The organism is Pseudoalteromonas sp. SG45-1, from assembly GCF_014164135.1.
Classification (GTDB): domain Bacteria; phylum Pseudomonadota; class Gammaproteobacteria; order Enterobacterales; family Alteromonadaceae; genus Pseudoalteromonas; species Pseudoalteromonas distincta.
The window spans coordinates 447010-470937 of the sequence record NZ_JACJEP010000001.1; the positions used below are offsets into that span (position 1 = coordinate 447010).

The 23928-nt window shown below is 38.2% G+C and carries 22 protein-coding genes; 21 read left to right on the forward strand and 1 reads right to left on the reverse strand.

All coding sequences use genetic code 11. The annotated features are described in order from the left end of the window. The 14 genes from hemA to H5117_RS02110 all read left to right on the forward strand — a co-directional run bounded on the left by hemA (nt 1) and on the right by H5117_RS02110 (nt 15304). Nucleotides 1–1257 carry a glutamyl-tRNA reductase gene (hemA, locus tag H5117_RS02045; RefSeq protein WP_024594740.1) on the forward strand — a complete coding sequence of 419 codons (1257 nt, stop codon included), beginning with the start codon at nt 1–3 and terminating at the stop codon, nt 1255–1257. 7 nt (nt 1258–1264) lie between these two features. Further along, entirely contained in the window at nt 1265–2350 is a 1086-nt protein-coding gene (prfA, locus tag H5117_RS02050) for a peptide chain release factor 1 (protein WP_182736035.1), read from the forward strand. A 2-nt stretch (nt 2351–2352) separates the two neighbouring features. After that, entirely contained in the window at nt 2353–3192 is an 840-nt protein-coding gene (gene prmC, locus H5117_RS02055) for a peptide chain release factor N(5)-glutamine methyltransferase (protein ID WP_182736036.1), read from the forward strand. Between the two features lie 54 nt (nt 3193–3246). After that, nucleotides 3247–4791, forward strand: a complete 1545-nt coding sequence (locus H5117_RS02060) for a response regulator (RefSeq protein ID WP_024595292.1) — start codon at nt 3247–3249, stop codon at nt 4789–4791. 29 nt (nt 4792–4820) lie between these two features. Further along, entirely contained in the window at nt 4821–5195 is a 375-nt protein-coding gene (locus H5117_RS02065) for a SirB2 family protein (protein WP_007583965.1), read from the forward strand. 148 nt (nt 5196–5343) lie between these two features. Then, nucleotides 5344–6171: a tetratricopeptide repeat protein gene (locus tag H5117_RS02070; protein ID WP_182736037.1), complete on the forward strand. Its 828-nt coding sequence runs from the start codon at nt 5344–5346 to the stop codon at nt 6169–6171. A gap of 14 nt (nt 6172–6185) precedes the next feature. Continuing rightward, nucleotides 6186–7439: a DUF819 domain-containing protein gene (locus tag H5117_RS02075; protein ID WP_024595290.1), complete on the forward strand. Its 1254-nt coding sequence runs from the start codon at nt 6186–6188 to the stop codon at nt 7437–7439. 9 nt (nt 7440–7448) lie between these two features. Continuing rightward, nucleotides 7449–8303 (forward strand): 3-deoxy-8-phosphooctulonate synthase, encoded by an 855-nt coding sequence (gene kdsA, locus H5117_RS02080; RefSeq protein WP_002958560.1) that lies wholly within the window; start codon nt 7449–7451, stop codon nt 8301–8303. Between the two features lie 121 nt (nt 8304–8424). Next, on the forward strand, nt 8425–9327 hold the full coding sequence (locus H5117_RS02085; protein WP_002958561.1) for a transcriptional regulator GcvA: 903 nt from the start codon (nt 8425–8427) through the stop codon (nt 9325–9327). A 2-nt stretch (nt 9328–9329) separates the two neighbouring features. Then, entirely contained in the window at nt 9330–9965 is a 636-nt protein-coding gene (locus tag H5117_RS02090) for an alpha/beta family hydrolase (RefSeq protein ID WP_182695311.1), read from the forward strand. 19 nt (nt 9966–9984) lie between these two features. Next, entirely contained in the window at nt 9985–10353 is a 369-nt protein-coding gene (locus H5117_RS02095; protein WP_182736038.1) for a DUF423 domain-containing protein, read from the forward strand. Nucleotides 10354–10370: 17 nt separating this feature from the next. Continuing rightward, nucleotides 10371–11456, forward strand: coding sequence for a 23S rRNA (cytidine(2498)-2'-O)-methyltransferase RlmM (gene rlmM, locus H5117_RS02100; protein WP_182736039.1), 1086 nt, complete (start codon nt 10371–10373; stop codon nt 11454–11456). Nucleotides 11457–11472: 16 nt separating this feature from the next. After that, nucleotides 11473–14781 (forward strand): PKD domain-containing protein, encoded by a 3309-nt coding sequence (locus tag H5117_RS02105; RefSeq protein WP_182736040.1) that lies wholly within the window; start codon nt 11473–11475, stop codon nt 14779–14781. A gap of 1 nt (nt 14782) precedes the next feature. Next, a complete protein-coding gene (locus H5117_RS02110; protein WP_024605426.1) occupies nt 14783–15304 on the forward strand; it encodes a hypothetical protein in 522 nt (173 codons plus the stop codon). A 73-nt stretch (nt 15305–15377) separates the two neighbouring features. Here H5117_RS02110 and cysZ read toward each other — a convergent pair whose 3' ends face one another. After that, nucleotides 15378–16088 carry a sulfate transporter CysZ gene (gene cysZ / locus H5117_RS02115; RefSeq protein WP_182671383.1) on the reverse strand — a complete coding sequence of 237 codons (711 nt, stop codon included), beginning with the start codon at nt 16086–16088 and terminating at the stop codon, nt 15378–15380. A gap of 310 nt (nt 16089–16398) precedes the next feature. Here cysZ and H5117_RS02120 point away from each other — a divergent pair, with 310 nt between their 5' ends. From H5117_RS02120 to speA, 7 genes are all read left to right on the forward strand, one after another. Next, nucleotides 16399–18651, forward strand: a complete 2253-nt coding sequence (locus tag H5117_RS02120) for an EAL domain-containing protein (RefSeq protein WP_182736041.1) — start codon at nt 16399–16401, stop codon at nt 18649–18651. A 207-nt stretch (nt 18652–18858) separates the two neighbouring features. Then, on the forward strand, nt 18859–19320 hold the full coding sequence (locus H5117_RS02125) for a GNAT family N-acetyltransferase (protein ID WP_002958569.1): 462 nt from the start codon (nt 18859–18861) through the stop codon (nt 19318–19320). 232 nt (nt 19321–19552) lie between these two features. Beyond that, nucleotides 19553–20422 carry an MYG1 family protein gene (locus tag H5117_RS02130; protein WP_039489375.1) on the forward strand — a complete coding sequence of 290 codons (870 nt, stop codon included), beginning with the start codon at nt 19553–19555 and terminating at the stop codon, nt 20420–20422. A gap of 77 nt (nt 20423–20499) precedes the next feature. Then, the gene (locus H5117_RS02135; protein WP_096794091.1) at nt 20500–20832 is read left to right on the forward strand and encodes a YnfA family protein; all 333 of its coding nucleotides are present in this window, start codon (nt 20500–20502) and stop codon (nt 20830–20832) included. A 9-nt stretch (nt 20833–20841) separates the two neighbouring features. Next, nucleotides 20842–21072: a hypothetical protein gene (locus H5117_RS02140; protein WP_182736042.1), complete on the forward strand. Its 231-nt coding sequence runs from the start codon at nt 20842–20844 to the stop codon at nt 21070–21072. Between the two features lie 54 nt (nt 21073–21126). Further along, entirely contained in the window at nt 21127–21525 is a 399-nt protein-coding gene (locus tag H5117_RS02145; RefSeq protein ID WP_182736043.1) for a hypothetical protein, read from the forward strand. Nucleotides 21526–22012: 487 nt separating this feature from the next. Next, nucleotides 22013–23926, forward strand: coding sequence for a biosynthetic arginine decarboxylase (gene speA, locus H5117_RS02150; protein ID WP_002958572.1), 1914 nt, complete (start codon nt 22013–22015; stop codon nt 23924–23926). Nucleotides 23927–23928 lie beyond the last annotated feature (2 nt).

The following is a 23928-nucleotide window of genomic DNA, read 5'->3' on the forward strand; positions in this document are numbered from 1 at the left end:
ATGACCATAATAGCACTAGGTATAAATCACAAAACCGCATCCGTAGAATTACGTGAAAAAGTGGCTTTTTCGCCTGAGCAAATTTCAGAGGCGTTGCAACAATTAAGTGGCCATGCCGACTTTAATGAAGCGGTTATTGTGTCTACCTGCAATCGAACCGAGATCTATTGTAGCCTCGCTCAGCAAAATTCCCAAACACTGTTGAGCTGGCTTGCCAGTTTCCATGGTTTGGATGAACATGAACTGAGCAAAAACACTTATTGCTACGAAGATAACGATGCTATTAATCACTTAATGCGCGTGGCGTGTGGGTTGGATTCTTTGGTGTTGGGCGAACCGCAAATTTTGGGGCAAATAAAACAATCGTTTTTTAGTGCTAAAAACCACGATGCAGTAGGTGTTACGTTTGATAGGTTGTTTCAAAAAACATTTTCAGTAGCGAAACAAGTTAGAACTGAAACCGATATTGGCGCAAGTGCTGTATCGGTAGCGTTTGCTGCAGTTAACTTGGCAAAGCATATTTATGGCAAGCTTGATAAGACCAATGTGTTATTAATTGGCGCAGGTGAAACCATTGAATTGGTTGCTAAACATTTATACCAAAATGAGCCTCAAAATATCACTGTTGCAAATAGAACTATTGAGCGAGCTCGTAACTTAGCTGATGAAGTGTCGGCAGATGTGATTGCTTTGGCGCAATTGCCTGAGCGTTTGCATAAAGCCGATATAGTGATTAGTTCTACAGCCAGCACTTTGCCTATTATTGGTAAAGGGGTGGTTGAGCAGGCGCTAAAGCAGCGACGTCACAAACCTATGCTATTTATAGATATAGCGGTTCCGCGTGATATAGAAAGCCAAGTTGGGGAGCTAGATGCTGCCTATTTATATTCCGTTGATGACTTACAAACCATTGTAAGCGAGAATATGGCAGCGCGCGAGCAAGCTGCACAGCAAGCGCAAATAATTATTACTGAACGCACCAAAGAATTTGCAATGTGGATGCGTTCACTCGATTCGGTAGATTTAATCCGCCATTATCGAAACGATGTACAAACAATTAAGTCTGAACTTGTAGAGCGTGCTGTTAGTCAGCTTAATACAGGTAAAGATGCAGAAAAAATTATATTAGAGCTCGCCAATAAATTAACCAATCGCTTAATGCACGCGCCTACCCGTGCAATACAAGATGCAGCGAAAAAAGGTGAAGTGGCGCAGCTAAACCAGTTGAAAAAAATGTTAGGTATTGATCAGGAATAACCGTTAAATGAAAGAGTCTGTTTATAATAAATTAGAAACCTTAGTAGAGCGTTACGAAGAAGTACAAGCGCTGCTAAGCGACCCGTCGGTCATTAGTGATCAAAACCGTTTTCGTGCGCTTTCAAAAGAGTATTCTGAGCTTGAAGAGATTGTAAAAACGTTTTTAAACTATAAAGAAACGCAAGACGATTTAGCCAGTGCAGAAGAAATGCTTAAAGATTCTGACCCTGAAATGCGTGAAATGGCGCAAGAAGAATATAAAGAAGCAAAAGCACAAATACTAGTGATTGAAGATCAAATTCAAGTATTAATGTTGCCAAAAGATCCGCGAGATAACAATAACGTGTTTGTTGAAGTACGTGCAGGGACGGGCGGCGATGAAGCGGCTATTTTTGCTGGTGACTTATTTCGTATGTACAGCCGCTACGCAGAAAATAAAAAATGGAAAGTAGAAGTTGTAAGCACCAATGAAGGTGAGCATGGCGGTTACAAAGAAGTTATTGCAAATATCAGTGGCGAAGGCGTTTACGGTCAATTAAAGTTTGAATCAGGCGTACATCGCGTACAACGTGTACCAGAGACTGAATCACAAGGTCGTGTTCATACCTCAGCGTGTACTGTTGCGGTTATGGCAGAAGTACCAGAAGCAGAAGCGATACAAATTAATACAGCAGATTTAAAAGTTGATACATTTCGTGCATCAGGCGCAGGTGGTCAGCACGTAAATAAAACTGATTCTGCTATTCGACTTACACATATACCTACCGGTGTTGTGGTTGAGTGTCAGGATCAGCGTTCGCAGCATAAAAACCGCGCTAAAGCGATGTCAGTACTTGCAGCTCGACTGCAACAAGCTGAAGATGAAAAACGCCATGCGGCAGAAGCCTCTGAACGTCGTGACTTGGTAGGTAGTGGCGATCGTTCTGAGCGTATTCGTACTTATAACTACCCGCAAGGTCGTATTACCGATCACCGTATTAACTTAACACTTTATCGTTTAAACGAAGTGATAGCCGGTGATTTAAGTGCGATTATTGACCCATTAATGCAAGAGCATCAAGCTGACTTACTTGCGGCCATGGGCGACGAGTAATTGTGGCTCACACTCTTGAACAAGCAATTGCTGCAGGTGCTGACTTATTAGCACTTAGCAGCGAAAGTGCTAAATTAGATGCACAAGTTTTACTTCTTCATATACTTCAAAAACCTCGCAGTTACCTTTTTACTTGGCCAGAACATGCGCTTAGTGATGAGCAACAATCGCAGTTTAATGTATTTATCCAAAGACGTTTAAAAGGTGAGCCCGTAGCCCATATAACTGGGCTGCGTGAATTTTGGAGCTTATCGCTTGAAGTTAACGCAACGACCCTAATACCTCGACCAGATACTGAAACATTAGTCGAGCAAGCACTTGAAATAGCGCTACCCGCTACAGCAAAGGTGCTTGATTTAGGCACTGGTACTGGTGCAATAGCGTTGGCACTGGGTAGTGAAATGCCTAATTGGCAAATTACGGCAGTAGATAGAGTAAGCGATGCAGTTGCACTTGCTACACGTAACCAGCAGCGATTAGCGATTAATAATGTACATGTTAAACAAAGTAACTGGTTTAGTGAGTTGCATGGCGAAAAATTCAATTTAATTGTCACTAACCCTCCTTATATAGAAAGTAGTGATATACATTTAAATCAGGGTGATGTGCGCTTTGAGCCTTTATCGGCATTAGTGGCTGATGATTGCGGAATGTCTGATATTAAACAAATAATTACACAATCACGTGACTATTTGTCATCTAATGGCTATCTTTTAATAGAACACGGTTTTGAGCAAGGTGAAGCTGTTCGTCATTTTTTTGAAGAAATGGCGTTTGTTAATATTAAAACAGTGAAAGACCTTGGTAACAATGACCGTGTAACACTTGCACTGTGGCCCTAGAGAATAATAATTGCCTACTAGTGCGTTAAATAATGCCATGAAGGAATTTCGACTATGATGGGTGATTTTTTATTTTCAGATGAACCAGAAGAAACAATCGATGAGATTGAACACGGTACCTGGAAAGTATTAATCGTTGATGATGAACCTGAAGTTCATGCTGTTACAAAACTAGCACTGAGTGATTTTGAATTTCAAAATAAACGCTTAGAGTTTATTAGTGCTTACTCAGGTGCTGAAGCGAAAGAGCTCATAAAAGAGCATCCAGATGCCGCTATTGTGCTACTTGACGTGGTAATGGAAACCGACGACGCTGGTTTGCAGGTTGCTAAGTTTATTCGTGAAGAAGCTAAAAATAATCATATACGGATTATTTTAAGAACAGGCCAACCTGGCCAGGCACCTGAACGTCAAGTCATTATTAATTATGATATTAACGATTACAAATCGAAAACGGAGCTAACGGCTCAAAAATTATTTACTGTTATTATGTCGAGCCTACGCTCGTATCGGGATATTATTTCGATTGAGCAATCACGCGAAGGGCTTGAGAAAATAATTATAGCGTCTCGTGATATTTTTTCTGCGCATTCAATAGAGCACTTTATTGAAGGCGTTATGCAGCAATTAACATCTTTATTGGGTATTGCTGATCAAGCTATGTATGCCACCACTTTAGTTGCACAAAACCCAGAACATGAAAAAAATAAAAAACTAATAGTTTGCTCTGGCACTGGCGATTTTGAAAAAAGTGAAGGTAAAGAGCTTGATGAGGTATTACAAGCTGAGCAGTTAAGTGCGTGTCATCAGGCGCTTAATGATAAAAGTATCATTTATAAAGATAATTACTTATTTGCGTACTGCAGTAGTGAGTACAATCATAATTCAATGCTGTTCATATCAGGTGTCCCAAAGGATTTAACGGATACTCAGCGTCATTTAATCAAAATATTTTCTCAAAATGTGCAACTTGCCTTTGAAAATGTGCAGCTTCAGTCTGAAATAGAAGCGACACAACAAGAGCTTGTTTATAGGTTAAGTGAAGCAGTAGAGCAGCGCTCAACCGAGACAGGTAATCATGTTAAACGTGTAGCACATATTTGTCATATTTTAGCTGAGGGCTATGGTTTATCTAAACATGATGCAGATTTAGTAAGGTTGGCGTCTCCTCTTCATGATGTAGGTAAAGTGGGTATTCCTGATGCGATTTTAAACAAACCAGCAAAGTTAGAACCTCAAGAATGGGAAGTGATGAAAACCCATACTGATAAAGGCTATACTATTTTAAAAGACTCTCCCCATGAAATTGTGAGTACAGGTGCAATTATTGCAAAAGAGCATCATGAAAAATGGGATGGGTCTGGTTACCCACAAGGTCTAAGCGGAAACGCAATTAATGTATTTGGTCGCATAGTCGCACTTGCTGATGTATACGATGCACTTCGCCATAAACGGTGTTATAAAGAGCCTTGGACATTACAAAATGTGGTTGATGAAATTAATGCTGAAAAAGGCACACATTTTGAACCAAAAATGGTTGAAGTATTTAACGAAAAGCTTGATGAGTTAGAGGCGGTTCTTAGCCGTTTTCCTGATTAAATTTTTATAAAACAGAAGTACAGGGGCATATGGATTATTTAGCAGTAAAGCACTCGCACATGGCAATTGCGATGTTAAGTGTAATATTATTTTATGTTCGCGCTTTTTCGCGAATGGGCAGTGGTAAATTAGCAAAAAATAAAGCAGTAATGATTGGTAGTCACAGTATAGATACTTTGTTATTAGTGTCTGCACTTACGCTTATATTTATGGCTAAAATTAATCCGTTTGAACAATATTGGTTATTAGAAAAAATAGTTTTAGTGGTTATATACATCGGTATTGGGGCTAAAAGCGCCAGACAAACTAAAATGACGGCTAAAGTTGCTTACGTTTTAGTTAATACCGCTGTTATTTTAGCGATAGGTTATTTAGCGACGTCTAAATCAGCTTTTTTGCTTTAAGTAATACCTGACTATTTGAGCTTTATAGTGTTTTGTAAAGCTCAAATACAACTCCCTCTCAGAAAATATTCAAATACACCTCTATATTGGTATATAGCTTTAAAGTTAGGTAAACTACGCCTTCGTTTTCTAAAATGTTGCAGTATTAATGACTACCCTCGGGTTTGACGAACACGATGAATCTTATCTTGATGATGCTTACGATGAATTTACACCTCCAGCGATTTACCGCTGTATTAAAGCAGAGTCAAAGTGGGACCCTCAGATAGATTTAACACCATGTTATGAAACTTTAACTGACTTTGAACAGCAAATTTCAGCGCTGTGTTTAAAAGTGAGTGATGAGCACGATCGCCTCGAAAAATTATTAGATATGTTTTACAGTGATTGGCTATTTAGTGCATCAGGTTTAAAAGTGCCTGAATATAAATTAAATACATTAAGCTATACGCTTTCTATGCGCAGTGGTTCACCTACAACACTGGCAATTATACTTTGTCATTTTTTACAACAAGCTAACTGTGACGCGAACCTTAGTCTTACCCAAGGTGATGTTGGTATACATGTGGCGATTAGTGATGAAGAAGGCTACATAATAGAGCCAAGCAGTGGACAACAAAGTTGGTATATTATCCCTGAAAACGCAGATGAAGATGATGGTCAAGAGCAAGAGCCACTAGAACTGATTTTTGATGACGAAGTATATAAGTTATTTTTAGCTCAGCAAAAATGGTCTTTCATTAGCGAAAATAAATTTGGTCATGCTTTAACCTGTGTAGAGATGCTAATGGAGTTAATAGGCGACGACCCGTATGAGAGACGCGACAGAGGTTACTTATTAAATCAGCTCGGTTGCCCTAAAATGGCACGTGATGATTTACAGTTTTTTGTAGATGAGTGTCCGGACGATCCTGCAATAGAGATTATTCAACACCAAATAGAAGAACTAGAAGATAATAATAAAACGCACCATTAAGAATAGGAATAATTATGGTTGAAACTCAAAGCGCATTAATTACAAATGATGCCGTTGTGCTTGGTTTGCTTGCTATTATTTTGGGGTTTATTTTTAAAACCTCAAACAGTGAGCGTCCAGCTTTAAAACGATTTTATAAATACGTACCTGCTTTATTGCTGTGTTACTTTTTACCTTCGTTATTAAATACCTTTGGTATTGTAGATGGTAATAAATCTAATGTTTATTATGTGGCTTCGCGCTACTTACTACCTGCCTGTTTAATACTACTTACCATTAGTATTGATTTAAAAGCGATTATTAACTTAGGCCCTAAAGCACTTATTATGTTTTTAGTGGGTACTTTAGGCATTGTTATTGGTGGGCCATTAGCTATTTTAGTGGTGAGCGCATTTGACCCAAGTATTGTTGGTGGGCATGGCCCAGATGCCGTATGGCGCGGTATGACAACTGTTGCAGGTAGCTGGATTGGCGGCGGTGCTAACCAAGCATCAATGAAAGAAATGTTTGAAGTTGGTGGTGATATATTTTCTGTAATGATTACAGTCGATGTAATTGTCGCTAATATTTGGATGGCTGTTTTATTGTTAATGGCAGCAAATCATAAAAAGATTGATGCAGCGACGGGTGCTGATACAAGCGCAATTGAAGACTTGAAAAAGCGTGTGGAAGAATATCATGCAGAACATGCACGCATTCCAACTCTTAATGATTACATGACGCTGATTGCAATTGCATTTGGTATAACTGGTTTAGCGCACTTTTGCGCTGACTTTTTAGGACCATACTTTGGCACTACTTATGAGTGGGCAAAAGAATACAGCTTAAACAGTAAATTCTTTTGGCTAATTGTTATATCAACAACGATTGGTATAGGCTTATCGTTTACTAAAGTGAGGCAAATAGAAGCGTTTGGCGCTTCAAAAGTAGCTTCTAGCTTTTTATATATTTTGGTTGCATCGATTGGCTTACACATGAATGTAACCGCTATTTTCAATAACCCTGGGCTATTTTTAGTGGGTGCAATTTGGATGTTAGTGCATGCAAGCATTATGTTAATTGTGGCTAAACTGATTAAAGCACCGTTATTTTATATGGCAGTGGGTTCTCAGGCTAATGTGGGCGGCGCAGCGTCAGCACCTGTTGTAGCATCAGCGTTTCATCCGTCATTAGCGCCTGTTGGTGTCTTGTTAGCTGTACTAGGCTACGGTGTGGGTACTTATATGGCTTATATTTGTGGATTAATGATGCAAGCAGTTGCACCTTAAGGAATTTAAATGAAAGACCAAATTATTAAAATTAATGAAATTGAACTTGCAAACAACAAACCGTTTGTATTGTTTGGTGGTATTAACGTATTAGAATCTCGCGATTTAGCAATGCGTGTTGCAGAGCATTACGTAGAAGTTACGACGAAACTAAATATTCCTTATGTATTTAAGGCCTCATTTGATAAAGCTAATCGCTCTTCAATCAATTCGTACCGTGGTCCAGGTATGGAAGAAGGTTTAAAAATATTCGAAGAAATTAAAAACACGTTTAAAATTCCACTAATTACTGACGTACATGAACCGCATCAGGCTGCACCTGTTGCAGAAGTTGTTGATGTAATTCAGTTACCTGCTTTTTTAGCGCGTCAAACAGATTTAGTTGTGGCGATGGCTAAAACAGGTGCAATTATTAATGTGAAAAAACCACAGTTTTTAGCGCCACATGAAATGCGTCATATCATTACTAAATTTAATGAAGCTGGTAATAACAACGTAGCTCTTTGTGAGCGTGGTTCTAGCTTTGGTTACAACAACCTTGTGGTTGATATGCTGGGTATGGATGACATGAAGGCAATGGCACCTGTTATTTTTGATGCAACACATGCGCTACAACGCCCTGGTGGACGAGCTGACTCTGCTGATGGTCGTCGTGCACAAGCTGCAGAGCTTGCGCGCAGCGGTATGGCATTGGGTATTGCTGGTTTATTTATCGAAGCGCATCCAAATCCTAACGAAGCTAAATGTGATGGCCCATGTGCGCTAGCGCTTAGCAAGTTAGAAGGCTACTTAACGCAAATGAAAGCGGTTGATGATTTAATTAAAAGTTTTGCTCCACTTGATACAAGTGCAAGCGATTTATAATTAAGCATGATGTTTATTAAAAAGCGACTCAGGTCGCTTTTTTTATGCCTTTAATATACACAAACTTATATGATGTATATAATCTCACGCATAAGAAAAACTAATTCTAAGCTTGGTTATTATGTCAAGACGGGTACCTCCATTAAACGCATTAAAAGCCTTTGAAGCGGCTGCACGCCATTTAAGTTTTACAAAAGCTGCAGAAGAGCTTTATGTAACGCAGGCGGCAGTAAGTCATCAAATAAAAACACTTGAAGAGCATTTAGGGCTGAAGTTGTTTTTACGTAAAAACCGCTCTTTATTGTTAACTGAAGAAGGCCAAGGCTATTTTTTAGATATTAAAGAGATTTTTACTCAGCTTATTGATGCAACTGAAAAGCTATTAGCTCGTGGCGCTAAGGGCTCACTAACGGTAAGCCTAACCCCTAGTTTTGCTATTCAGTGGTTAGTGCCTCGTTTGAGTTTGTTTAATGAGTTACATCCAGAGATAGATGTGCGAATAAAAGCACAAGACCAAGATGAAAACTCACTCACGGATGACGTAGATATTGCTATTTATTATGGAAGGGGTCATTGGAATGGCGTACAAGCGTACAAGCTTCATACCGAATATTTAGTACCACTTTGTAGTCCTATGTTATTAAGCGGGTTAAAGCCGCTTGATCAACCTAGTGATTTAGCGCATCACACACTATTACACGACACTACACGTAAAAACTGGAAAACGTGGATGAAAACCGCAGGCGTGCGTAACATTCAGGTAAATCAAGGGCCTATATTTAGCCACTCCTCTATGGTGTTACAAGCAGCTGTACATGGACAAGGTGTGGCAATTGGCAATAGTGTATTAGCTAAACCCGACATAGACGCAGGGCGTTTGGTAATTCCGTTTAATCATAGCCTAGAGAGTAAAAATGCGTATTACTTAGTGCTTCGTGAGTCGCAAACAGAGCTTGGTAAAATAGTTTCGTTTAAAGAGTGGATGCTGAGCTTAGTAGAGCATGAGCAAGAACATGAGTATTAATAATGATTGAATGGTTTAAAAGCACGGAGCAACCTGCAATAGCACAGTTTATATTTGCACATGGCGCAGGTGCTGGTAGCGATTCTGACTTTATGCAGCACATGGCAAAATTAATAAGCGAGCAGGGTGTTGATGTTGGTTTATTTGATTTTGAATATATGCAAATCGCTAAAAAAACTAATAAACGCAGGCCTCCTGAGCGAGCACCAAAGCTACTTATTTATTATGAACAAGTGCTAACGAGTGCGCAGCCAGATTTGCCGTTGTTTATAGGCGGTAAATCGATGGGCGGTCGCATGGCATCAATGCTTGCATGTAGTACAGAGCAAAGCCTTTCAGGTGTTATAGCATTTGGTTATCCATTTCATCCGCCGGGTAAGCCAGAAAAATTACGCACCGATCATTTTGCTGATATTGTTTGCCCTTTTTTAGTATTACAGGGCGAGCGAGATACATTTGGTACACGTGAAGAACTTCTTACTATGAAAATGCCAAAGCAGCCTTTGTTTACTTGGCTGAGTGATGGCGATCACTCATTAAAACCACGTAAAAAAAGTGGCGTAACTGAACTGCAAAATAGAGAAACAGCAGCGTTAAGTGCTGTTGAATTTATTAAGCAACAAATTGAGATACGTTAAGACTCGAGCAGGGGGTTAGATGATTAAATTATTTTTAATGACCGGTAGTATTTTTTGTATGCTTTCGGTGATGTTAGGTGCATTTGCTGCCCATGGTTTAAAAAGCCGCTTATCGGAGTATTCATTAGGCGTTTTTAAAACGGCTGCTGAGTATCAAATGGTATATGGACTTGCACTTATTGCAGTGGCTATTTTAATTAAATGGGGCATAAACCTGAGTTGGGCTGGTGGCTTTTTTATAATGGGCACACTACTTTTTAGTGGTAGTTTATATTTACTCGCTCTAACAGGAATGAAGTGGCTTGGGCCTATAACACCGCTTGGTGGGTTGTGCTTTATTATTGGTTGGATTGTTATTTTAGTGCAAGTTGCACGATTTAAGTTTTAAAGAGTTTAAGGGTTAATATGTCTAGTGTTGTGATTTTTTGTCGTAGTGGTTTTGAAAACGATGCCGCTGCTGAAATAACGTTTCATGCTGCAGAGCAAGGTTTTGCAGGGTATGTAAAAGCAAAACCAAATACAGGTTATGTTGTTTACGAATGTTTTGAAGCGCATCACAGCGATGAAATAATCAAAAAAGTTGATTTTAAAAACATGGTGTTTGCACGTCAATGGTTTGCCGGCACATTACTTGAAAACATGCCAGTAGAGGACCGTGTGAGCGCAGTAGTTGAAGCTGCTAAAGGTTTTACATTGTGCTCAGAACTGCGCGTTGAAACGCCAGACACAAACGAAGGCAAAGAGCTTTTAACGTTCTGTAAAAAAATCTCAACACCGCTTAAAAAAGCCCTCGAAAAACAAAATACTGTACTACGTGAGCCAAAAGCAAATCGCCCAGTAATGCATGTCATGTTTTTAACAAACAATACGGCTTATGTTGGTTACTCGTATAGCTTTAATAATTCTCCATTTTTCATGGGTATTTTGCGCCTTCGTATGCCAAGCGATGCACCGAGTCGCTCAACGTTAAAACTCGATGAAGCATTTAACGTATTTATACCTGAGCAACAACGCGAGTCACGCGTAGCTGCTGGTATGCGCAGTGTTGATTTAGGTGCATGCCCAGGTGGTTGGACTTATCAGCTTGTACGCCGTGGTATGTTTGTAAGTGCGGTTGATAACGGCCCAATGAATGACGATTTAATGCAAACTGGGCAAGTTAAACATTTTAGAGCCGACGGTTTTAAATATCGCCCAGAAAAAAGAAATATTACTTGGTTAGTGTGCGATATGGTGGAAAAACCGACCAAAGTGACTACGCTAATGATTGACTGGGCAGTAAATGCATACGCAAAAGAGTTTATATTTAACTTAAAGCTGCCTATGAAAAAACGCTTTGATAGTGTTTATGAATGTCTTTCGATGATCAGAAAAGAGCTTGAGAAACAAGGTATCAATTACGAGTTGCAAGCTAAACATCTATATCATGATCGTGAGGAAATAACCGTTCATTTAAACGTTACTAAGGTGCCACAAAATTTGTATAGTTAATATGTAGAGGCTAAAAGTGGTAAAAAACAATATTAATAAATGGCTAAGTTTACTTTTTTTATCACTTTTAATCACAGGCTGTGGCGGGGGAGGCGAAAGTAGTGATACAACTACGGCCCCTGGTAACGCTGCGCCCAGTGTTACGCTTTCGGTTAGCAGTAACGTTATTACTTCTAATCAATCATTTACTATTACAGCGCTTGCAAGTGATAGCGACGGACAAATTGCCAGCTATCAATGGCAACAACTTAGCGGGCCTGAGTTTACGTTTACCTCTAACGGTAACACGCTTACAGCCACTGCACCTAGTGTAACAACCGATACGACCTTTAGCTTTTCGGTTACAGTTACTGACAACTCAGGTGCTACTGCACAACAAGTTTTTTCAGGCACTATCACCTCTCAAAATAATGCTCCTACAGTTAATATAACAGGCCCAAGTAGTGCACTTGCCAGCACACAAGTTAGTTTAGTTGCTAACGCTCAAGATACAGATGGCACTATAAGTAATATTAATTGGATTCAGTCTGCTGGGGACAATGTTGAGTTTTCACAAACTGATGGAGTCCTTAGTTTTACCGCCCCTAATGTATCTGAAAATACAACACTAGGTTTTAGCGTAACCGTAACTGACAATGCAGGTAAAAGCGCTCAAGCGAGTAAAACGGTTTTAATTAATCAAGTAAATAGCGCGCCAACAGTCATTGTTACAGGCCCTGAAGAAGCTGAAAAAGGTGACAGTGTAACCTTAGTTGCAGATGCACAAGACAGCGATGGTAGTATTAATAGCATAACTTGGCAGCAAATAAGTGGTCCTGTAGTTGAACTTACTCAAACACAAACAAGCATTAGTTTTAATGCGCCCACTGTTGCACAAAATACCAATGTTACATTTGTGGTTACTGTAACCGATGACGATAACGCTACAAATAGCGCTCAAAAAACAGTTGTAGTATTAGCACCAAACAATCCACCAACTGCAGATGATGTAAGTATTAGCGTGCAATATAATCAAGCCACAGAATTTAGTTTAGTAGTTAGCGATGCTGATAACGATACGGTTCAGATTGATTTTGGTGATGATTTAAATGGTGCACAAATTAGTGTTATTGATGCACAAGCCTTACTTTTTAGCTACACGCCTCCTGCAAACAGTATTACTTCACAAAGCTATACGTTAACTGCGTCTGATTCAAAAGACACAACCGAATTTACCCTGAATATTACGGTGGTTGATTCAACGCCCGCTACAATTAGTAATGTAACACCCCAAAGTAATAATGACCCAGTTCTTGTAGATAGCCCTGTTAGTATTACATTTTCAGATATTATGCTAACGAGCACTTTAGCAGTTAATTCTAGTAGTGGTGTTTGTACAGGAAGCGTACAAGTGTCGGCAGATAATTTTACTACTTGCTTGGCCTTAAATATTGAAAGTTTGTCGGGTACTACTAGTGACACAAGTACTTATTTTCATACTGTAAATGTAAGCGCAAGCTTTAATGAAGATACCCAATATATTGTCCGTGTTACAGCTGATTTAACTAATTTTGATGATACGGCCATTGAAACGCAAACCGCTACTTCTTTTACTACCTCTAGCCAAGATATAAAAATAACTGAAGTTTCTTCTGTGCAATTTAGTAACGACTTACCTTGGATTGAAATTTATAACGGCACAGGGGCTGATGTAAACTTACAGAGTTATTCGCTTAAAACCCGCAGTATTAATATGATTAATAGCTCGACTAGTGCAGAGACAACTTTTTCACTGCCCAATAAAGAGCTTGAAAATGGTGAGTACCTTATTTTACAAAGCAAGTTTGGAGATGATTTTTTAGTCAGTGCATCAGTTAACAACCCTAAAATAGCGCTTGTGGGTAATGCTAGTGATGAAATTAGACCTTATTGGTACATAAACGGTTTTGTAGAATTACTTAATAGTGCAGGTACACAAACAATCGACTTTGTAAAATTTGGTAACTCAGTACAAGAACCAGTAACGCCATCACAATGGCAAGGTGGTAACGCAGAGCAAATCATCTCCGAGCAAGGAGGCAGCTTAAAGCGCGAGCTTAATGCGACAGACACTAATCAAAGTACTGATTGGAGTTATTCTGTGTTTAACACACCCGCTGGGCCAAACAATATAAATTGCACAATAGATGATGATGAGGATGGTATTCCTGATTGCGCTGAGCAACAGGGTACAACATTCGCGGGTTTACCACTTTATGAGTGGGGGGCGCGTACCTCACAAAAAGATATATTTATTGAAGTTGATTATATGGACAGCACTGATGTAGGTATTACTCCACATCGAATCGCACTTGAAAAAGTAGCCACTGTTTTTGCAGAAAAAGGCTATACAGTCCACTTTGACGTAGGTGATTTGTTTGATCAAAATACAAATACAGCACCGCAAAACTTTGATTTAGGTGGCGGAAATCTTGTCCCTTTTAATAGCTATACCCCGTTTGAATACGATTTAAGTAGCCCTAATTTATTTGCTTATAAAATGGAATATAGCGATATAACTCGCAGGCCCATTTTCCATTATTTATTAATGGCAAGTAGTGGTAACGAAGACGGTAGTATTAGTGGTTCGGGTATTGCTGAGATAAGCGGTAATGATTTAATGGTAACTATGGGGGGCTGGGGTTTAACGCTTGATACGCAAGTAGCAACCAATGTAACTTATAATTATCAAGCATCAACAATATTTCATGAGTTAGGTCATAACTTAGGTTTGTACCATGGCGGTGATGAAGAAGTTAATTTTAAGCCTAATCATTTAAGCTCTATGAACTATTTATATCAATTAGCGGGTTTATCAACAATAGGTAATAACGAAGGCGATCGCTACTATGAGCGTTTTTACCCAGGCAATGCTAGTTGCGATATTGCACCAAATACTAATAGTCATTTAGGCTCTACGGATGATTTTATTATTGATTATTCAAATGGTAGTTCAGCAGATTTAAATGAAAGCACCATACTTGAAATACAGGGGTTAAATAGAAATAGCTCACTACCAGTTGATTTTAATTGTAATGCAATTAACACCGAAAGCTTAACCAGCTTTGATACTAACCAAGATAATACAATATCAATACTGAGTGATGTAGATGAGTGGAGCATGCTTAATTTACAGTTTTATATGCAAAGTGCAGGTAATCGATTTGGCGTGCCAAATACAAATAACAGTAAGGTGCATAATTTACAAAGCTCGCCTACTAATATTGAAACGCTGCCCAGTTATATAAAAGAAGCACAGCCAAGTAGTGCAATTATTGCTGAGTTAAAAGCAATTAAAGAGCAATAGTATGAAGCCAATGCTAAGCACTAAGTTTATTATCTTGAGTAGTTTTTTTAGCTTACTAATAGCGTGTAGCGATACTAACAATGCACGTGAGTGGTTACTAAAAAATGATAATTTGTATTATAAAAATACAGCTGTTGACTGGCGAATTGAATCAGTAAAGGACTGTAATACATGCGTTATAAGCCAAGATGTTGTTTATCAGCCTGAAGGTATTAGTCGTTATAATACGTTAATGCAGAGTCAGAATTGGGTCGCGGTACATGAACTAAGTAAAATCAATGTCATTCGTTTAAAGATGCCAGACCAAACACCTTATTTATACGTAGAGCGTGTAAAAGGTCAAATACTAAAGCTGTTTGATCAGCAGCAAAACTACAGTATAAAAATTGGTGAAGTTACAGCCGTTAATATTAATAATCAGCGCTTTAGTATTTTGATTAAAAAATTTGAAGAAGTAGATAAACAAAGCGATGCATTACCAAGGCGTGCATCGCTTGAGTTTATTGCTTTAAAAATAGATTAAAAAAAGCACCTTAGGTGCTTTTTAATCTAGAATGCGGTGTCCTTCGAATATTGAAAAGTCAGCAACCTTTTAATTAACTGCGATATTTTGGACGATAGTTATCTACCCATAAACGTGTTGCACCGCACACTGCGACTGGCATAACTATTAAGTTTATAAAAGGGATAGCAGTTAACAACATAACAGCAAAACCAAATCCGTATGACAAACCTTGCTTAGATTTTAAATCGTCTTTCATTTGCTTAAAGTCAATTTTATGATTATCAAACGCATAGTCTTCGTATTGAACTGCGTACATCCAACAAGTAAATAACACCCATAGTATTTGACCAATGACCGGTAAAACCCATAACAATATAAAAAAGCCAATTGCGCGAGGAAGGTAGTAGCATAGTTTTGTCCACTCACGGGCAAGCATGCGAGGTATATCTTTAACTAGTTCGGCAAAGCCGTCATCGTTAATTTTTTGACCTGTTAGGTAAAGCTCAACTTTTTCACTCAAGAGCGCATTGAAAGGGGCTGCAATAAAATTAGTGATAACTGTAAAGAGCATACTATAGCTAAACAAAACAACTAATACGGCAATAGGCCACATTAGCCACTCTAACCAGCTTAACCACTCGGGGAGCATGTTGTTTATGTAGCTAAAACTATCACTTAACCAGCCAACTAAAAAAAACAGCGAGCTACCAAACAGCAAAATATTAATTAATAGCGGAATAAGGACAAAACGCTTTAGCCCTTTTTGGCTAATTAATTTAAACCCCGAAAAAAAGTATTCCATACCTTGTGTGATCTGCACTGTAACCTCAAAAAATATTTACCATTACTTATAGTATAAATAGCTTAAAAATTTTGAACAGTACTTTTAAGTAACAAAGTGTTAGCTTTAATATTGTGGTTTTGTTTATATAGTAACAATAGGTGTTCAGTAATATGCAACTATGATTATTTAAGACAGGCCCGATTATTTTTTGCCAATAAAATAAAAAACTTACTAATCATGACTATACTGAACTTTACTGCGTAAGAAAAAAGCGCTTGATTAAAGCTTTTGTTGTTTCAATGTGTATAAATAATACGGGTAAAGGAAAATGGGTACGGATAGGTTAAAAAAGTTATTATCTCACCAGCAAGGCATTTTATCTAAAATTGCATTAGGGGTACCTTTAACTGAGGTGCTTACTGAAATTTGTTCATCAATCGAGCAGATTATTGATGATGAATCCGCTAGGTGTTCAATCTTATCAGTTAAAGGCCAGCAGCTTTTTCATTGCGCAGCTCCTAATATTCATCCAGAGTACTGTAGTTTGCTTAATGGAGTCTATATAGGGCCAAAAGTGGGCTCATGTGGTACTACTGCATTTTCGAAATCGCGCACTATTGTTGAAAATATCGAAACTTCACCGCTGTGGGAGGACTTTAAAGACTTAGCACTAAAGTTTGGTCTTAAGTCATGTTGGTCAACGCCTATTTTTTCAACTCAAGCCGATTTATTAGGCACCTTTGCTATCTATCACAGCACTCCTAAATCACCATCAAAGCAAGACTTAGAGTTAATCGATTTTTTTGTACACTTTTCTAGTATCGCTCTTGAAAAAAGTAACGAATTTAACAAAGCAAAACAGCTGCTCGCGAATTTACAGCAAAGTAATGAAAAGTTTAAAGCCTTCACTAAGGTAATGCCTGATCTCATTCTTATTTTAAGTGAAGAGGGAATTTATACCGATGTGTATGGTACCTCTAATGAGTTACTGCTTGATTCAAGCAAGGACCTTATTGGTCAAAGTGTTAAGGATCTGCTCTCCCAAGACGATGCACAAATGATAATGGACGTTATTAAAAAAACACTCTCGACTAACGAGACGCAAATTTTTGAATATGAATTAGCTGTACCAAAGGGGAATATAGTTTTTGAAGGCAGGGCTGCTGCATTAGATCATTACCACCCCAATAGTCCTACAAAAAGGCACGTAGTATGGATGGCCAGAGATATTTCAATAAAGAAAAAGGCCGAACAAGAAGTACATAAGCTTGCTTTTTACGACCCATTAACGAATCTTCCAAATAGAAGAATGCTTAGCGACAAATTAAGCATGTGTGTGGAGAGTGTTAAGCGTGATAAAAATATAGGGGCGTTATTATTTTTAGACCTAGATAATTTTAAGCGTATTAATGATTCACTTGGGCACAGTGCGGGTGATGAAGTACTTGTGGAATTATCAAAAAGGTTAAGCGCAATAATAAAAGGCTCTGATACGTTGGCCAGAGCGGGTGGCGATGAGTTTATTATTTTACTAAAACACGTTGGAGAAAATACACAGCAGGCGAGCATCGAGTGCAAAATAGTAGCCAAAGAGATTCAAAGAGCTTTTCATGATAAATTTGAAGTGGGCAACCTTGCATTTCAAGTAAGCTGCAGCATAGGTATTTGTCTAATTGATAGCGTAAATGCGCAGGCAGGCAATATATTAAAATTTGCAGACACGGCTATGTATCGTTCTAAAAATAAAGGGGGGAATAGCAGTAGCTTTTACGATCCAGCCTTACAAACACTGCTTGAAAAACAAACTGAACTAGAAACCGATATAGTCAGGGCGATTGCATCTGATGAGTTTTGTGCTTATTTTCAGCCTCAGGTAAATACGTATGGTGATGTTATTGGTGCTGAAGCACTCATTAGGTGGAACCATCCTCAAAAAGGGTTAATAGCGGCAAACGAATTTATACCAATTGCAGAGCAATACGGGCTTATTCAAAAACTACAAAATATTGTTTTACATGATATATGTATTTTAATAAACGAACTTAAAGCAGATAACATAATAGACGACTCGTTTAGTGTTTCAATTAATATTAGTCAAAGCCAGTTTAATTCATCAAATTTAAAAGGAGAGCTGTTTAGCACTATCAATAAATTTGATATTCGGGCACAGCAAATTAAGTTAGAAATAACTGAGTCAATGCTCTCAAGCGATATAGATTATACAATTAGGCAAATGAAAGAACTCATTGCCGCTGGCTTTTTATTTTCGATTGATGATTTCGGAACCGGTTACTCCTGCTTAGCGTACTTAAGTGCGTTTCCTGTTAAAGAATTAAAAATAGATAAAAGCTTTATTGATAAAATTTTAGATAGCACGGTTGGCTTTAATATTGCGCAAACAATTATCAGCCTAGGAAAAAGCTTAAACTTAGAGGTAGTTGCTGAGGGCGTAGAAACAACAGAACAATATGACTTACTTAAAAAAATGAATATTGACGCCATGCAAGGCTACTTAATTGCAAGGCCGATGGATAAAGAAGGCTATTCAAAATGGCATAGCGCTAATACTAATGCGCAATAATACTTGAACATTACTATTTATTAATTAGTAATAGTTTAGCAAAATTTACACACTTGCTAGGCCACTTTTGCTCTTTTAGCTGGAGAAATGTCCTAAGCCATATGCTAAATAAGGAGTAAAGATTTTTTAATTAAACAATGCTAAGCTATGACCGCTTAAATATATTATTTAAAGCTTAATAAACTTATAACAATGAATGGAAGCTTTATGCAGTTAGTCGATTTGAACCCGAATGATCCCGACGTGGTAAATGTATTTGATGATATAGACCGGCTTATAAACTCTTTATATCCTGTTGCTACCGCACAGTCTCTGGAGTTAAACGAATTAACCTTACCTAATGTGTACGCTATTGGTTTAAAAACTGAAGAAGGTATTATTGCCTGCGGTGCGATTGTAGAGAAATTTGATACCCAGCCTTACGGCGAAATAAGACGTTTATATGTAAAACCAAGTCATCGTGGTAAAGGGCTATCAAGACGTATTATGCAGATTTTATTGCATCAAGCTGGCGAAAAACAAATCCCGTTAATACGCTTAGAAACAGGCCCAAAACAAATAAAATCAATCAATTTATATGAAAATTTAGGCTTTAAACGCTGTAGCAGTTTTGGCTCATATGTAGATAATCCACAAAGTGTTTTTATGGAATTAGGGCTTAGTAAATAAGTTCATTAACGCTGCGACATGTTAAAGCTTAATGTGTCGTAAATATCTGCCTTCATTATTATCTTGTAATAAAAGTCATACTCAAACTAGTAACTATAAAAGCAGCTTTTATAGTGATGCAAAAATACTTCACTGTTTTTAACACCTGTCTTCGTATAAAATCTGCCTCGATAATTAGTGACTAACTTACAAAGCGAGAATTTTTATCTTTTCTAAAAGTAGCAATAAACAAATGAGCGAAATAACAGTAGTAACCCACAATGGTAATTTTCATGCAGATGACGTTTTTAGTATTGCGGTACTTAAACATGTTTTGCCAACGTTTAAATTGGTACGCACACGCGATAAAGCGCTTATAGAAAGTGCCGACTACGTAATAGATGTAGGTGGGGAATACGACCCTGAAACTAATCGCTTTGATCATCATCAACGTGGTGGTGCAGGCGAGCGAGAAAATGGCATTCCTTTTTCATCATTTGGTTTAGTGTGGAAAAAATACGGCTTAGCACTGTGTGATGATAACCAGGCCGTTGCTGATAGAGTGGATTCAGGCTTAGTTTCAACTATTGACGCCATTGATTGTGGTCATGTTGAAGGTGTATCGAAAGGGATAAGCTTGAGCCAAACAATTTCAATGTTCAACCCTACATGGGAAGAAGAAAGTAACTTTGATACCTGCTTTGATGAAGCCGTTGAATTTGCAGCACGTATGCTCATTCGTTTTATCGCCTCAGCTCACGGTAGTGTTAATGCAAAAGAGATTGTCGCCAAAGCAATTGAAAATGCAGACGATGCCAGAGTAATCGTGCTTGAAAAGTACACACCGTGGAAAAAAACAGTGCATATTTTATCAAGTGAGGCGCTATACATGGTTTACCCATCACATTCTGGGCAATGGATATTACAAACAGTACCCGTTGAGCCTGGCTCGTTTGAAGATAGAAAACCGCTTCCTAAAGCATGGTCTGGTTTATCTGATCAAGCGTTTGTAGATGAAACCGGTATTGATGATGCAGTGTTTTGCCATAATGGTTTATTTATAGCGGGCACTAAGTCGTTTGAAAGCACAATGAAACTTGCCACTATGGCGCTTAGCGAATAAAAACGCAGATTCATAACGAATACTAAGCATAACAATTTGTATTGATTGTTATGCTTGTTATTTTTGCGCGGAGCATTATGTTTGAATTAAAAACAATCGCACTTTTTATTATTACAGCCTTAGCTGAAATAGTGGGGTGCTATTTGCCCTACCTTTGGCTAAAACAAGATAAAAGCATTTTACTTTTAATTCCTGCGGCTTTAAGTTTGGCACTATTTGCATGGTTGCTCTCTTTACACCCTACTGCTGCCGGACGTGTATATGCAGCTTATGGCGGCGTATATATTTGCGTTGCGCTATTATGGTTATGGGTTGTAGATGGCGTAAAGCTTACTATGTGGGATATTATCGGTGGTTTAGTAGCACTGCTAGGTATGGCAATAATTATGTTCGCCCCAAAGTCTATTTAATTCAAATGCATGCCAAAGCTTACTCATAATGAAATCATCCTTGAGCTTCCTGAAAGCCGATTTTTTGAAGATATGTTTGGGGTAGACTACCCAGGTTATCTCCCTTATTGGCTTGCCTATATGAGCCCAAAAGAGAGGCAAGCGTACCTCCTAGCTACAAAATCTGAGTATATGGATATAGTTGATGAAATGTATAGCGAAAGTTTTAATTGGCAGGAATGGCTACCTTACCCTTATTAAAACATCGCAAATTGTAATACCAAACCAGCACTCATATTTTAATGGAATAAAAGATTGAATATATTATACCTTGTGATTATTTTTATATTTATAGCAGCTAGCCTCCTATTTTTTGCATTTTTAATTTATAGACTACCAAAATCCCAGCAGCAAAAATGTATTGAAGGTGAAATTGTATTTGTTTTTATTGATAAAAATACATGTTTTAGACACTTTTTTGAAACTGTTATTTTAAGAAATAAAGTAGTTACTTTAGCTGATAATGATACGGCATTTTATGTAAGTGCAAATGACTATAAAAAACTCTGGGAAGTTAGCCCACATAAATTATCTACAATGCAATGCACTTATAAGTTGAACTTAAACACTACACCTCTACTATTTGGTGGGTATGGTTTAGCTACGGTTGAAAATATGACAGCGATAGATAAAAAGCCAATAATAATTAAATAAAGAGTCAGTTATACAGTACTCATAAGTAGTTGTGAGCGGTTATTGGTGCTGGTGGATGTAGGCTAAGCATTTTTGACGTGCAGTTTTTATTCACTTTGTAGAATACATGGGTATTACTTGGGCACAACACGCAGCCTCAACTGTGAGTAATTGAGGTGTTGAGAACGCCTTGCTCTAATCCATCAAAAGTAAATTTTATAAACAAAGTAACTCAAGATGAACTTTATTGAATGAGCTAACTCATTTTTGCTAATAAAATTTATAATGAGACATTTAAAAACAGCCATTTTTTATAACTTTTCTTATCTTTAAAAATCATCAAAGTCCTGTTTTATATATGCTAGCGGGCAATAGTTGTTTGGTTATTTTTTTAACATCAAAAATCACTCGTTACGAGTAAAAATACTTGTTGGACTTGAATCTCTATTTTTCTTTTAATGCGCGGCACTAGCCGAGTCGGCATTAATTAAATAAAAGAGAAAGATAAATGAAAGAGACAACATCACTAGAACAAGCTCGTACGAGCTACAATGTTCGTCATTGGAGCCAAGGTTTTTTTGGTATTAATGATCAAGGTGATGTGTATGTTGCGCCCAAGGCTCATGCCCCAGAGCAAACCATTGCATTAACTGATATCGCAAAGCAACTACAAGATAAAGGTTTAAGCTTACCTGCTTTAGTTCGTTTTCCGCAAATTTTACACCATCGTGTACACAGCTTATGCGGCGCATTTAATACTGCGATTGAAAACTATGGTTACCCTAAAGACTACCTATTAGTTTACCCAATAAAAGTAAACCAACAACGTGAAGTGGTTGAAGAAATAGTAGCAAGCCAAGCACAAGTAGAAAAAAAACAACTTGGTTTAGAAGCCGGCAGCAAGCCTGAATTACTAACGGTACTAGCACTGGCTGAAAAAACCAGCGCTGTTATTGTATGTAATGGCTACAAAGATAAAGAATACGTACGTTTAGCACTTATTGGCGAAAAGCTAGGTCATAAAGTGTATATCGTACTTGAAAAGCTTTCTGAGCTAGACATGGTCCTTAGCCAAGCAAAAGAGCTTAACGTAAAACCACGCATTGGTATTCGCGTACGTTTAGCGTCGCAAGGTAAAGGTAAGTGGCAAGCGAGTGGCGGAGAAAAATCAAAATTTGGTTTATCTGCATCGCAAGTTTTACATGTAGTTAATCGTTTAAAAGGCGCAAACCAGCTTGATTTATTGCAGCTTGTGCATTTTCACTTAGGGTCACAAATGGCGAACATTCGTGACGTACGTTTAGGTGTAAGCGAAGCTGCGCGTTTTTACTGTGAGCTACGTAAATTAGGCGCAGAAATTGATTGTCTTGATGTAGGCGGTGGTTTAGCTGTTGATTACGACGGCACGCGTAGTCAGTCGCATAACTCTATGAATTATAGTTTAGCTGAATATGCGAATAACATTGTGTACACCATTGGTGATACATGTAAGCAATATGAGCAACCAATGCCGACTATTATTTCTGAGTCGGGTCGTGCGCTTACGGCGCATCATGCTGTACTTATTTCTAATGTTATTGGTACTGAAAGTTACACGCCAGAAGAGTTAGTAGCGCCAGCGGCAGATGCACCCCTGTTATTAAAAAACATGTGGGCATCGTTTGTACAGTTAACTGATTTAACGGATGACCGTGCATTAATTGAGATTTATCACGACAGCCAAGGTGATTTAGCTGAAGCGCATAACCAATTTGCACTCGGGTTACTTGATTTATCGCAACGTGCATGGGCTGAGCAAATTAATATTCGTATTTGTTATGAACTCAACAAGCACATGGATAATAAAAACCGTTTTCATCGTCCGATTATTGACGAGTTAAACGTACGTTTAGCCGATAAGTTTTTTGTAAACTTCTCGTTATTTCAATCCCTTCCAGATGCATGGGGCATTGATCAAGTGTTTCCGGTATTGCCATTAAGTGGCTTAACTGAAGCACCAAAAAAACGTGCTGTATTACTTGATATAACCTGTGATTCAGATGGCGCACTTGAGCATTACGTAGATGGACAAGGTATTGAAAGCACACTACCAGTGCCAGAGTTTAGTGCTGATAAACCTTATTTAATGGGCTTTTTCTTAGTGGGTGCTTATCAAGAAATTTTAGGTGATATGCATAACTTGTTTGGTGATACGCACAGCGCAATTGTTAATATGGATGAGCAAGGCGTTGCAAGTATTACCGAGATAAACCAAGGTGACACTGTTGCCGATATGATGCGCTATGTACATTTAGATGTTGAAAGTTTTCAGCAATCATACGAGCAGTTAGTAAGCACTAAAATTGAAAAACACGAACAGCAAAGCGTTTTAGACGAGTTGCAAAGCGGCCTTGATGGCTACACTTATTTAGAAGAGTTATAAGC